General features: G+C 52.0%; 12 protein-coding genes and 2 pseudogenes. 6 read left to right on the forward strand and 8 right to left on the reverse strand.

The genetic code is table 11. The features are described from left to right. Positions 1–158: 158 nt before the first annotated feature. From POG22_RS13245 to POG22_RS13260, 4 genes are all read right to left on the reverse strand, one after another. Positions 159–716, reverse strand: a complete 558-nt coding sequence (locus POG22_RS13245; protein WP_017660472.1) for a chemotaxis protein CheW — start codon at positions 714–716, stop codon at positions 159–161. A gap of 53 nt (positions 717–769) precedes the next feature. Continuing rightward, a complete protein-coding gene (locus tag POG22_RS13250) occupies positions 770–1,135 on the reverse strand; it encodes a response regulator transcription factor (protein ID WP_017660471.1) in 366 nt (121 codons plus the stop codon). Positions 1,136–1,395: 260 nt separating this feature from the next. Next, entirely contained in the window at positions 1,396–2,571 is a 1,176-nt protein-coding gene (locus POG22_RS13255) for a response regulator (protein ID WP_498905772.1), read from the reverse strand. A gap of 437 nt (positions 2,572–3,008) precedes the next feature. Beyond that, positions 3,009–4,328 (reverse strand): dihydroorotase, encoded by a 1,320-nt coding sequence (locus tag POG22_RS13260; RefSeq protein WP_498905774.1) that lies wholly within the window; start codon positions 4,326–4,328, stop codon positions 3,009–3,011. Between the two features lie 113 nt (positions 4,329–4,441). On the opposite strand from POG22_RS13260, the gene lepB reads away from it, so the two are divergent. The 4 genes from lepB (at position 4,442) to POG22_RS13280 (ending at position 7,527) form a co-directional block, all read left to right on the forward strand. Further along, positions 4,442–5,029, forward strand: a complete 588-nt coding sequence (lepB, locus tag POG22_RS13265; protein ID WP_498905776.1) for a S26 family signal peptidase — start codon at positions 4,442–4,444, stop codon at positions 5,027–5,029. 373 nt (positions 5,030–5,402) lie between these two features. Then, positions 5,403–6,296 (forward strand): CoB--CoM heterodisulfide reductase iron-sulfur subunit B family protein, encoded by an 894-nt coding sequence (locus POG22_RS13270; RefSeq protein WP_063717070.1) that lies wholly within the window; start codon positions 5,403–5,405, stop codon positions 6,294–6,296. Positions 6,297–6,486: 190 nt separating this feature from the next. Next, entirely contained in the window at positions 6,487–6,732 is a 246-nt protein-coding gene (psaC, locus tag POG22_RS13275; protein WP_071591997.1) for a photosystem I iron-sulfur center protein PsaC, read from the forward strand. Positions 6,733–7,254: 522 nt separating this feature from the next. After that, positions 7,255–7,527, forward strand: a complete 273-nt coding sequence (locus POG22_RS13280; RefSeq protein WP_063717069.1) for a Mo-dependent nitrogenase C-terminal domain-containing protein — start codon at positions 7,255–7,257, stop codon at positions 7,525–7,527. Here POG22_RS13280 and gmk read toward each other — a convergent pair. Both gmk and remA read right to left on the reverse strand, forming a co-directional pair. Further along, positions 7,524–8,096, reverse strand: a complete 573-nt coding sequence (gene gmk, locus POG22_RS13285) for a guanylate kinase (protein ID WP_063717068.1) — start codon at positions 8,094–8,096, stop codon at positions 7,524–7,526. The two genes, POG22_RS13280 and gmk, sit on opposite strands and share 4 nt — an antisense overlap. Before the next feature lie 85 nt (positions 8,097–8,181). Further along, positions 8,182–8,439: an extracellular matrix/biofilm regulator RemA gene (gene remA, locus POG22_RS13290; protein WP_017660271.1), complete on the reverse strand. Its 258-nt coding sequence runs from the start codon at positions 8,437–8,439 to the stop codon at positions 8,182–8,184. A 181-nt stretch (positions 8,440–8,620) separates the two neighbouring features. Between remA and POG22_RS13295 the strand changes: the two genes are divergently transcribed. Together POG22_RS13295 and POG22_RS13300 are read left to right on the forward strand one after the other, a co-directional pair. After that, a complete protein-coding gene (locus POG22_RS13295; protein ID WP_498905782.1) occupies positions 8,621–10,345 on the forward strand; it encodes an Rqc2 family fibronectin-binding protein in 1,725 nt (574 codons plus the stop codon). An 81-nt stretch (positions 10,346–10,426) separates the two neighbouring features. Beyond that, positions 10,427–11,008 carry a Uma2 family endonuclease gene (locus POG22_RS13300; RefSeq protein ID WP_498905780.1) on the forward strand — a complete coding sequence of 194 codons (582 nt, stop codon included), beginning with the start codon at positions 10,427–10,429 and terminating at the stop codon, positions 11,006–11,008. Between the two features lie 442 nt (positions 11,009–11,450). On the opposite strand, the pseudogene POG22_RS13305 reads toward POG22_RS13300, so the two are convergent. Together POG22_RS13305 and POG22_RS13310 are read right to left on the reverse strand one after the other, a co-directional pair. Continuing rightward, positions 11,451–11,798: pseudogene (locus tag POG22_RS13305) on the reverse strand (IS1 family transposase); the annotation flags it as partial. A 395-nt stretch (positions 11,799–12,193) separates the two neighbouring features. Then, positions 12,194–12,324, reverse strand: a pseudogene (locus tag POG22_RS13310) (IS30 family transposase); the annotation flags it as partial.

A 12,324-nucleotide genomic window follows, 5' to 3' on the forward strand; every position in this document is an offset into this window, starting at 1 on the left:
GGGGAGAGGGGGAGAAGGGGAGAGGGGGAGAGGGGGAGAAACTATTAACTGTTGCCTGTTCCCTATTCCCGCTGTTCCCTGTTCCCTATCTTCACTGGTGACTGGTGACTGGTGACTGGTGACTGTCTTCACTGGTGACTGAAACACTGCTCGTCTCCTCATTTCCCCTGAAGGACGCGCAGGACTTCGGCGATGTCGAGAACGATGACGATATCGCCGTTGGAGTCGATAAAAAAGCCTTGTAGGTAAGGCATTACGGTCGGGGGAAACAGTTGAGAATCGGGTGCGTGTCGGTGAGTCAAGTCGTAGGTTTCGAGGTCGAGAACCTGGGGAACGACGAAGCCGATGGTGCTGTCTTCCCATTCGACGACGATCGCGATCGCCGTGTCGGACGGTTGCCTCGGGTTCGTGTCTCGGTGAGGCTTAGGCACTCGAGGCGCGTAACCGAGGAGTTCGCCGAGATCGACGATCCACAACATTTCGCCACGCCAGTTATACACCCCCAGAATACAGGAGCGCATTTGGGGAACGGGCAGGATTTCCGGTAGGCGAACGGTGACGATTTCAGCGACGAGATCGACGCGAACGAGGGCGCGATCGCGATCGCCGAGACCGAATTGCAGGAATTTTTGGGTGTTGGGTGTCGGCTCGACGAGGGCGGGGGAGGGTTCGAGACGGGGTTCGAGGGGACTGGGAGGACGGGATGGGGCAGACATAGAGCGGTTCGTCGTCTCGGAAGGTCGTCAGTAAGGGAAAACCGCCGTACGGCTCAAGCGGCGATCGATTGGCGCACGGTTTGAAGCAAGAGGGTTTCGTCAACGGGTTTCGTGATGTAGGCGTCGGCACCGAGCATATTTCCCCAGGTTTTATCGACGTCTGTATTTTTGCTCGAGCAAATGATGACGGGAATGTTTTTCGTTTTCGGATCGGTTTTGAGTTCTCGACACAACTCGAAACCACTTTGCCCCGGTAAAATCACGTCGATTACGATCGCATCGGGTTTGTTACTGTTGAGTTTTTCTAAGGCTTCTTCGCCGCTTTCTGCGTTAATGACGTTGAAACCGTTTTGTTTGAGGTATCGGTTAATCGCTTCGCGATCGGTAATTCCGTCTTCTACGACTAAAATGGTACTCATTTAGATAAACCCGATCTTGTGGTGAATGATAACAACGCGAGTGAGGACGATCGATGTCGCGCGGGATAAATTTTAAAGCCGATCGCGCGATCGATGTCATGTCTAAGTTAGCAAAAAACGGGTTGCCTGCACGAGGAGATAAAGAGGTGAGGAGACGAGCAGTGTTTCAGTCACCAGTGAAGACAGTCACCAGTGAAGATAGGGAACAGGGAACAGTTAATAGTTTCTCCCCCTCTCCCCCTCTCCCTGGCTCCGCTCTCTCACGCCGTCACGGCCAGCAATCGCTTGACGGTTTCGAGGACTTTTTCAGCGTTAATGGGTTTCGAGAGAAAGTCGCTGGCTTTTACCATTTTGGCTCGCACGCGATCGACGACGCCGTCGTTCCCCGTCAAAATCGCGATCGGCGTTTTCTGGAATTGCGACATCCGCCGCAGTTGGGTACAGACTTCGTATCCGTTAGCAACTGGCATCACTAAATCGAGAAAAATGAGATCCGGTCGGTGTTCGAGCAAGATCGGTAGGGCTTGTACCGAGTCGGTAATCCCGAGGAAACGATATCCCGCTTCCGTCAAAATCGCTTCGAGCTGCTTGCAGACTTGCGGGCTATCGTCTACACAAGCCACGAGCGGCGGTTGGCGACGTTCGGCCGCCTTCCGGTGAGATGGCGGTTTGTTGGGTTGGCTCGGCCGTGGGATGTCAGATGCTTTTTGCAGTCCGATCCAACCTTTTTGAAGGTAGGGACGCAGCGATCTCGTCAATCGCAGACAATCGATCTCGAGCGAGTCGGCCAGTTCGCGTAACGTCTGCTCGCCGTCAATTTTTCTGACGAGCTGTTGATAAATTTTTACAGAAGTATGGGCTTGTAATTGTTCTAAGTCTTTGAGAATCGGGCGATAGTTCGGAGACACTGGGGCTAATCCCGCTTCGCTCCAAGCTTGAAATGCCTGTTTTGCTTTTTTTAGAGCATTTTTGAGATTGAGCGCCACAATTTGCATTCTCAGCATAGTTAGGGCTTCGCGAGGTGTCGCGTTAAAGGTTAAAGTCCCTTGGCGCTCGGCCTGCAGAATATCGAATAACACATCAGTCACGGAATTTTCGATAATCGCGACCGCCATATCTTTAGAAATACATTGGCGCTTGTACAGCACCCAAATCACTTTATAGTTCCAGCAGAAAAAGCGATCGTCGGTATCGCGAATGGCGAGGTTGTCGAACTCGACGTGTGGGCTATGACGCTGGAGCTGTCGCTGCAAACAACGCACGGGGCGGGAATTACAGGTTGCCCAGATCGGGCGTCCCACGCAAAAAAACAGGCTCCACCCCTCACCATTTTTGGCTTGGATGTCGAGTTGACCCGTCAGTTGCTGTTGCGATTGAAGCGCGAGCTGGGGAATTAAGCGCGTCGCAGTTTGTTGTTTGGCCACCGTCACTGTCATGCCGCCTTACCGAACTTTCTAAAAAAATCTTTTTTTATCGCTGACTCTATCGGTTAAATCCTGTCTGGGTTCGTTTGAATTTGTCTTTATCAACAGGACGAGTAACTTTTCAGCTCAGAAGGATCTGAAAAGTAAAGATAGACCGACTTTTGTTCTGTTCTTATCTAGCTTGTATTATACCCCGATTCTTCTCTTCTCCTCACAACAGCGCGATCCCCATTTCACCTCCTCCCTTTATAAAATTCAATACACGTACGCATCCAACTTCAGGTTGTTTTACGAGAAAGCCGCAATAAAAAACGGTGGTTTTACGGAGGTTTAGCCCTCAATTTCCACCGTCAAACCTCGTAAATCTGACGATATATTCGTAACAAATTGTTATAAAATTTTTCAGATTGGCTACAAAAATTAACAAGACGGGAAAATGTGACAACTATCTACACAAAAGTTAATGCTTTGCCTCGAACCGTCGTGTCGAGAACGCCACGATCGAACACCACCTGACCGCCGACGATGGTATATTGCGGCCACCCAGTCAACTCCCATCCTTCAAAGGGACTCCAACGGCACTTCGTCGCTAAGTTCTCCGCCAATACCGGAGCGTAATTCTCCAAATCCACCAACACCAAATCGGCGTCGTATCCCACTTCGATCGCTCCTTTATTGGGGATGCCGTATCCCTTCGCTGGATTGGCGGACATCCACCGCGACACCTGTTCGACGGTACAGCGTCCCGCCATCGCCTGAGTCAACATCACCGGAAGCGAGGTTTCCACCCCCGGCATCCCCGAGGGGGTATCGGGATACTGGCGGGATTTCTCCTCTAAAGTATGGGGGGCGTGGTCGGTGGCAATAAAATCGATAACGCCGTCGTGCAACGCCTGCCACAAAATCTCGTTATCGCGAGGGTACTTCAAGGGCGGATTCATCTGCGCTTTCGCCCCCAGGGTTTCGTAAGCACTCACGTTTAAAACGAGGTGTTGGGGCGTGACTTCCGCCGTCACCCACTCCGGTTTGTCCTGACGTAGCAGTTCGGCTTCCTCTCTCGTAGACAGATGAAGGATGTGGAGGCGACGTTGGTATTTTTTAGACAGACGCAACGCTCGTTTTGTGGCGATGAGAGCCGCTTCGTTGTCTTGAATTTCTGTGTGAACCGCCGGATCGTGACGTCCCGCGAACAGCTTGCGGCGTTCTTCGATGCGGGTGCGGTCTTCGGCGTGAACGGCAATGAGGCGATCGCCCTGGCTGAAAATGGCATCTAACGCCGCTTCGTCGTCCACCAGTAGCGGACCTTTCATCGACCCCATAAAAATCTTAATGCCGCAGGTGGGGTTGGCTTCGCGCAAATCCGGTAAGTTTTCTGGCGTCGCCCCGATGAAAAAGCCATAGTTGACCAAACATTTCTCGGAGGCCAGTTTTAACTTTTGGTCGAGTGCCGTTTGCGTTGAAGTGAGGGGTTTCGTGTTGGGCATCTCCAGAAACGAGGTGACGCCCCCCTTGGCACAGGCACAACTGGCGGTAAACAGGTCTTCCTTATATTCCAACCCCGGTTCGCGGAAATGCACTTGCGGGTCGATAACTCCCGGTAACAGCGTCAATCCCGCCGCATCGATCGCGCGAACGTTGTCTGTAGCGGTGATGTTCGGTTCGATGCGGGAAATGCGCCCGTTTTCTAAATAAACGTCAGTTTCCTCGAAGCGATCGCCCGGCAGCAGGACGCGGGCGTTGCGAATCAGAAGCGGGGTAATGTCAGCCATAATGTTAGCGATCGATTTCGGCCTCGGCAGCACTCGTATGGGTCAGAGTATACTGGACGGTAGGCTCAAGTCTAGCGCCGTAGTTTCGTTTCCTCAACCCGACACGACTTAATATGACTCGTCACGCAGAAAACCCTTGGACAGAGGCGTTAAAAACCTTCGGCATCAGCGCAGTTCTGGCTTTGGGAATTCGGACTTTCGTTGCCGAAGCCCGGTATATCCCCTCGGGGTCGATGTTACCGACGTTGCAAATCAACGATCGCCTGATCGTGGATAAAATCGGCTATCACTTCCGCGACATCCAACGGGGGGACATTGTGGTGTTTAACCCCACCGAAACCCTCAAGCATAAATTTAAGGATGCGTTCATCAAGCGGGTGATCGGCTTACCGGGAGAAAAGATCGAGGTTCGCAACGGTATCGTTTATATAGACGACGAACCCCTCGAGGAAAACTATATTGCCGCCGCCCCGGATTACGTGTACGGCCCGGTTTACGTTCCCGCCGATCAGTATTTGGTGTTGGGGGACAACCGCAACAACAGTTACGACAGTCATTATTGGGGTTTCGTCCCTCGGGATTTGATTATCGGGCGTGCGGTGGCGCGATTCTGGCCGCCGCATCGTTTGGGACAAATCGGCCCGAAACCCGAGTATGACGAATTAGAAGCACCCATCGAAGGGGAAGCCCCCGATTCGTAGGGTGCGTGTTTATCAGTGTAGAGTGCAGAGGGCAGAGTGTAGAGTGGGAATTCCTCTTTAACTCTTTAACTCTTCAACTCTTAATACGGAATCCGAATTTCAAACACTGGTTTTGTCCGACCTGACAAACCCCTCTATCCCCCCAACCCCCCTCTTCTTTGGGGGGCTAAGGGGGGATGTGGTGAAGACTTCTTGAAACCTAGCTTATCGGGAAAGGATGGAGTATAACTCTTCCCTGAAAGAGGTGTACCGCCAATGTACACCGCCCACATACCGACTCATCATCCCATTATGCCTGTTTTGCGGGAATGGCTTGCATTACCATCGAAGGCAGACCTTCTCGATCGCCGTTTCCCGAACTGACGAAAATCTCATGCTGAAATACGCTTACTTTCCCGGTTGTGTCGCTCAAGGGGCTTGTCGCGAACTGTACGACTCCACGGCGGCGTTAACCCAAGCCCTCAATATCGAATTGGTGGAACTCAAGCGGGCGGCTTGTTGCGGTTCCGGTACGTTTAAGGAGGAGTCGCAACTGCTCGAAGATGCAGTCAACGCCCGAAATATCGCCTTGGCGGAGGAGTTGAATTTGCCGCTGTTGACTCATTGTAGTACCTGCCAAGGGGTCATCGGACGAGTCGACGATCGCCTCAAAGACGCGCAAACCAACGACCCTGACTATCTCGAGAACGTCAACGACATCCTCGCCAAAGAACATTGTTCCCCCTACCGAGGTGCAACGGAAGTCAAACATCTGTTGTGGGCGTTGGTGGCGGATTTCGGGTTAGAAAAGCTGCAAGAGCGGGTGACGCGGAAACTCAGCGAGTTAAAATGTGCGGCGTTTTACGGCTGTTACCTGCTGCGGGCGCAAACGCAACTGGCTTACGACGATCCTTACAATCCGCGATCGCTCGAAAACGTCTTTCAAGTGCTGGGGGCGACGCCAGTAGAATACCCTGGACGCACTCAATGCTGTGGCTGGCCCCTCTCGAGTTATGCGACTCAACAAGCCTTTGAGATGGCGGGAACCCATTTACAGGCGGCGATCGATGCGGGGGCCGATTGTATGGTGACGCCCTGTCCCCTCTGTCACCTGAATCTCGACTCGCGACAACCGGACGTGGAAGGGGCGATCGGTCGTACCCTAGGATTGCCCGTGTTGCACCTGCCGCAACTGATTGCGTTGGCGTTGGGGATTCCGCCGAAACAACTGGGACTCGATCGCCATTGCATCTCAACTCGTCCCGTCCTCGATAAGTTAGGCTTATAGGTAAGTTTGCTGATTTCCCAACCGACTTCCAAAATGTCAACTTTGTTAAAGTTTTGCAGCATTTTGTCAGAGGAGTCGGGACGACAAGCTACACTAAGCCTTAATCCGTGTCGGTATTGGGCGTTTTCGCCCGCCGCACTTCTGCAATATCAAAACCATTCGTTGAGAATCCATTTGGAGTTTTCGATCGATGTCTCATACGGTAAAAATCTATGACACCTGCATCGGATGCACCCAGTGCGTCCGGGCTTGTCCCCTAGACGTGCTGGAAATGGTGCCTTGGGACGGTTGCAAAGCCGGACAAATTGCATCCTCTCCTCGCACGGAAGACTGCATCGGCTGCAAACGTTGCGAAACGGCTTGCCCGACAGACTTCTTGAGCGTCCGCGTGTACCTCGGTGCCGAGACGACTCGCAGTATGGGGCTGGCATACTAACGATCTGAATATTTCTCTAAATTGAAGATCGACTGAGAAAGGGAGGTGGAAACACGTCCCTTTTTCAGCAAATAGCGATCGGTGTTGTCCGCCAAATCCACTAGATTTACGCGATTAAGCCTTACCCACATCAAATTTAGAGGTCGGTGGGCATTGCCCACTTTTTCAGCAAATAGCGATCGGTGTTGTCCGCCAAATCCACTAGATTTACGCGATTAAGCCTTACCCACATCAAATTTAGAGGTCGGTGGGCATTGCCCACCCTACACATGGGGTGAATGCGGTTGTTCTGTCAAAGCAGTTTGAAACAGAATGGGTCACGGTAGAATCGACCCGACCCCCGAGATTAGAAAAGCAATTTTACAAAAGCTTTACCGAAGCCGATCGATTCCTTATTGTTTCTTTACCCAAACGCCCCCCGCGCCTCCTAGGTTGGAAGAAGGCGGCCGTCGCACGACTCGAGCTGACTCTGTTATTGCCATCGCGACGCCGCTTCGATACTTTTCAACCTCGCGAAAGGTTATGTCTCAACTCGTTTCTTTTTTGATTCAGCCACTCGATCGCTGGCTCGCATCCCTCGATGTAGAAAACCCAGGCATTGCGCGGGCGATCGTGCGGTTGATTCCAGCTCGATGTCCCTTCGAGCGAGATGTCGTGTGGTTCGGGCGATCGCTGTTCCATATTCCCCCTCTGTGCAAGCTCAACCCCCTCTACGATCGCTTGGTGGAACTGCGGTTTCGCGCCCTTTGCTACCTCGTCGATACCGTCGGTGACTACGAACTGAGTAACAGTTAACTCGAGGAGGTGACAGCGTTAGAAAACAGCACGTCTTCGAGCTGTTTCACGGTTTTTTCGAGATCGTCGTTGACGACTCTTACGTCGAACTCCTCCGAGGCGGCGATCTCTTTTTTCGCGCGTTCTAACCGACGTTCGATGGCCGCTACGTCGTCCTGATTTCGACCTCGCAAGCGATTTTCCAATTCCTCAAACGACGGCGGTAAAACAAAAATCAACAGGGCGTCTGGAAAATGACAGCGAATCTGTCGCGCCCCTTCTAACTCGATTTCCAAAATTACCCATTTCCCCTGGGCGATTTGACGTTCGACAGACGCTCGAGGCGTTCCGTAGTAATTTCCGGCGAACTCCGCCCATTCGAGGAGTTCGCCGTTTTCAATACTGGCGACGAAGCGATCGCGACTGAGAAATTCGTAATCTCGTCCGTCGATCTCGCCAGGACGGGGATCTCGCGTCGTCGCTGAAATCGATATATAAAGTTCTGGGTGGCGTTGGCGCAGTAACCGCAACAGCGTCCCTTTACCGACACCACTCGGCCCTGTCAGTACAATTAACCTTCCGTTTTGCACGATCGTTTGTCTTCAACTAGCACAACGGAGAGAGCGATCGCCACTGCAACCGATCTCCCCTTTGAATAACCCATACGCCATGCCGTTACGCTTGTCCATCTTTGTGGAACACAAATCGATTCGCCACCGTTTCCGGTTGAATCGCCGACAGGATAACATGGCTCGAATCAGTTACGATGACCGCTCGGGTTCGCCGACCGTACGTTGCATCGATTAACTGACCTCGTTCGCGGGCATCCGTAATGATACGCTTAATAGGAGCGGACTCCGGACTGACGATGGCGACAACGCGGTTAGCTGAAACAATGTTTCCAAAACCGATGTTGATAAGCTGAATGTCCATGATGAATCCTTGACTGACTGGTGTGAGGAACTGAGTGAAAAGACGATCTACCTCTCAATGTTAGATAGAATCCAAAATTTTGGCTGACTCTGGGCAAATTTCTGGAAAATCGCACGACTCGGCTGCCCCGAACCAAAGTCGCCAACGGAGTCCCTGTCGAGATTTCAGCAAATTTTTTCCCGTGCAACCCGTCGATTTCACCACTGTTGTCGCCATTTGTGCCGATTTGCGTTCCCGTTGGCTTCCCGCTCGTTTAGAGCAGGTGTACCAACGCGATCGCACCCGTATCGCCCTCGCACTTCGCACCCTGGAACGGCGAGGCTGGTTGCGGCTGTGTTGGCATCCGCAAGCGGCACATCTCTCTATGGCCTCGCCTCCTCCGAAAGATCCCGATACGTTTACCTTTAGCGACCAACTGCGCCACCAACTGAAAGGGTTGGCACTCGTGGCGATCGAACCGCTAGCCCCTTGGGAACGGGCTTTAGACTTTCAGTTCGCCCGTCGCCCCGGCGATCCGGTCTGCTGGCATCTCTACGTGGAGATTATGGGCAAGTATAGCAACGTCGTGCTGGCCAATGCCGACAACCTCGTCGTGACTGCCGCCCATCAAGTCACTGCCAAACAGTCTAGCGTTCGCCCCATCCTCACCGGACAGCCTTACGAACCGCCTCCAGCCCTCACCAGTGCCGTTCCCAGCTTAGAAGAACCGTTCGATCGCTGGAGAGAGCGAATTTCCCTAGTTCCCAACTCGCTTCGCCGTAACCTCCTCAAAACCTATCGCGGCCTCAGTTCTGCCCTCGTTCGCACCCTCGCCGCCACTGCCAATCTCGACGCCGAACGCAACACCGATCGCCTCAGTGACGACGACTGGCACAATTTATATGAGGTTTGGCAAAAGTGGCTGATTTGCTTGGAAAAAGAGCAATTCCAACCGGGTTGGACGGAAAACGGCTATACGGTGTTGGGATGGGACGCGATCGAACCCGTCGAAGATATCCAAACGCTTGTCGATACCTACTACAGCGATCGCCTCAACCGACAGAGTTTCCAACAACTGCACCACCAACTCACGCAAAAGGTCAGCAACGCCCTGGCGAAGCTCCAAGTCAAACGCCAAACCTTTCTCGATAAGTTACAGCAATCTGGCAACGCCGACCTGTTTCGCCAACAGGCGGATTTACTCATGGCGCACCTGTACGAGTGGAAACCGGGAATGAAGGCGATCTTCCTGGCGGACTTCGAGACTGGGGAACCTGTAAAACTGACCCTCGACCCCGAGAAAAACGCCGTACAGAACGCTCAATCGCTCTACAAGCGCCATCAAAAGCTCCGCAGGGCAAAAGAAGCCGTTAAGCCCTTACTCGCCGAAACAGAGTCAGAAATCCACTATCTGCAACAAGTCGATTCCGCCCTCTCGCAACTCGACGACTACCGCCACCCCGGAGATTTAATCGCTCTCGAAGAGATTCGCGACGAACTCGTCGAACAGAACTATCTTTCACTTCCCCAACATCGCAGTCGCAACACCGACGGAGAAGACAACTTCTACCACTACCGCACACCCAACGGTTTTGAAGTTCTCGTCGGACGCAACAACCGCCAAAACGACTTACTCTCGTTTCGCATTGCGGGGGATTACGATCTCTGGTTTCACACCCAAGAAATCCCCGGAAGTCACGTTTTACTTCGTCTCGATCCCGGCACAGTTCCCGACGAAACAGATTTGCAGTTTACCGCCAACCTCGCCGCCTATTACAGTCGCGCCAGAGAAAGCGACGCCGCACCCGTTATCTACGCCGAACCGAAGTTTGTTTATAAGCCCAAAGGTGCGAAACCGGGAATGGCGATTTACAAACACGAAACGGTGATTTGGGGAAATCCCGGCGAAGTTGAGGAGATGAGTTGATTAGTTGATGAGTTGAGGGGATGGGGAGAGCGGAATCAGGTTCAGTAGAATTGGTACAAGGCGCGATCGCGAGAAGAACTCATGGCGACATCCTCCTCAGCCACAACTCGACACTACAGTCTTGCTGAATATCGCGAACTCGAGGCGATCGCCGAACGACGCCACGAATACCGAGATGGGGAACTCGTCGAAATGCCGGGAGGTTCCGTTAATCACAGCCGTCTCGTCGGTTCTCTTTACCGCATCTTTGAAGAGAGGCTCGAATCGACCCAGTACGAACCGTTTAACAGCGATTTGCGGCTTTGGATTCCCGCTGTCAATCGTGGCACTTATCTCGATTTGATGGTGGTCGATGGCGAACCCCTCCTCAACGACGATCGGACTGACGAAATTCTCAATCCCCGACTCATCGCCGAAGTGCTTTCTCCCTCAACCGCCGATCGCGATCGCGGCTCGAAATTCACCACTTATCGAACCATTCCCAGTTTTCGCGAATACCTACTCGTCAGCCAAAACGAACCTCTCATCGAACACTATTGGCAAACGGACGATCGCCGTTGGCATCTCGAAGACATACGGGGACTCGAAACGGCGATCGTACTGCAACACCTCCCCCTCAGCATTTCTCTCCAACAGCTTTACCGTCGCGTCCACTTCGCGTAAAGGACAAACGTGAGAAAACGAGTATCGTCAAACTGCTCGATCGCATCTCGACTCAACTTGCGGGTATCTCCCGAGGCGACGATTCCCCCCTTTCTGCATGGCGGGTGTCAACGTTAGGTGGCACTTACCGCTGAGTGGCTCGTTCGTTCAGTTTTTCCGACATGGGATTTTGATAGAATCGTGATTGCGGTTGAGCCTTCTGGGAGGGATTATGCGGTCACTTTAGCAACTAACAGAAGAAATACCTTAGTGGTGCAGAAAAGTCCTGAAACCCTTGTTAGAAAAGATATCGCCGTATTAAAGGGTTGGCCGCAAAATCCCAGATCGGTAAATTGCTGCCGGGGATCTGGCTCGAACCTCAATTCAGATTTTATGTTTTTTGTCAATCCTCGATCTCGAAAAGTTTTCTGCACCACTGAGGAAGAAATACTGGTAGTGGTAGTCATGCACAGTGATGATAGCGAGCGCAGATTGAAGCATTATCATGGAAGACGAAGTACCAAATCGTACCCACGTAATTTTCTAGTTTTTTAGAACAAGATAAAGTTTTAAACACGAGTCGAGACACACGCTGACGAAGAGTGTTATTAAGTCTTTCAATATAACTGTTTTTTTTGAATTCTTGTCGATAGCTTTATGTCGTTGGCTTGGCAAAACACTTTGATAAAATTCCCAAAGATCGGGTCGCACATTGACGATAAACAGGAGGTAAAGATTTCCATAACATTCGTGCTGTTTCTCGATCTCGCGCACCAATATAAACACTAACAATTTCGCGTGTCTCAGCATCCCCCCTTGGTAAGGGGGATTGGGGGGATCCTTGACTAGCTTGCGGCCGACAAACGACCACATCCATTTGAGCAATCAGTTTCCCCTTGTTTTTGCATTACTTCAACGCTTCGACTTCGCTCAGCATTGAGTCCGAGCGGAGTCGAGGACTCAACTTTCCGAGGAACCTGTGCCAACTTCTTATTTATACGGAATCCGACATTTCAAATACTGGTTTTGCCCAACCCGACAAGTCCCTCTATCCCCCCAACCCCCCTTTCAAAGGGGGCTAAGGGGGGATGTGGTGAAGACTTCTTGAAACCTAGCTTATCGGATGCGGATTCCGTATTACATAGTCTTGAAGATGTCGCATGAAGATTCTTGTAGCCCGAGAAATACCGGCTAAGGATCGCCAATTCAAGTTTGAAATGCAACGGTCTCCGATCCCTGACTATAAAATACCTCAGAAGGGGTTCGATAGTCAAGAGATTTTCGAGGACGATCGTTGAGTAAATCTACTGCTTTTTTGACCGCATCTGGTGACAAGA

Source organism: Geitlerinema sp. CS-897 (assembly GCF_028368005.1).
Taxonomy (GTDB): Bacteria; Cyanobacteriota; Cyanobacteriia; order Cyanobacteriales; family Geitlerinemataceae; genus Baaleninema; species Baaleninema simplex.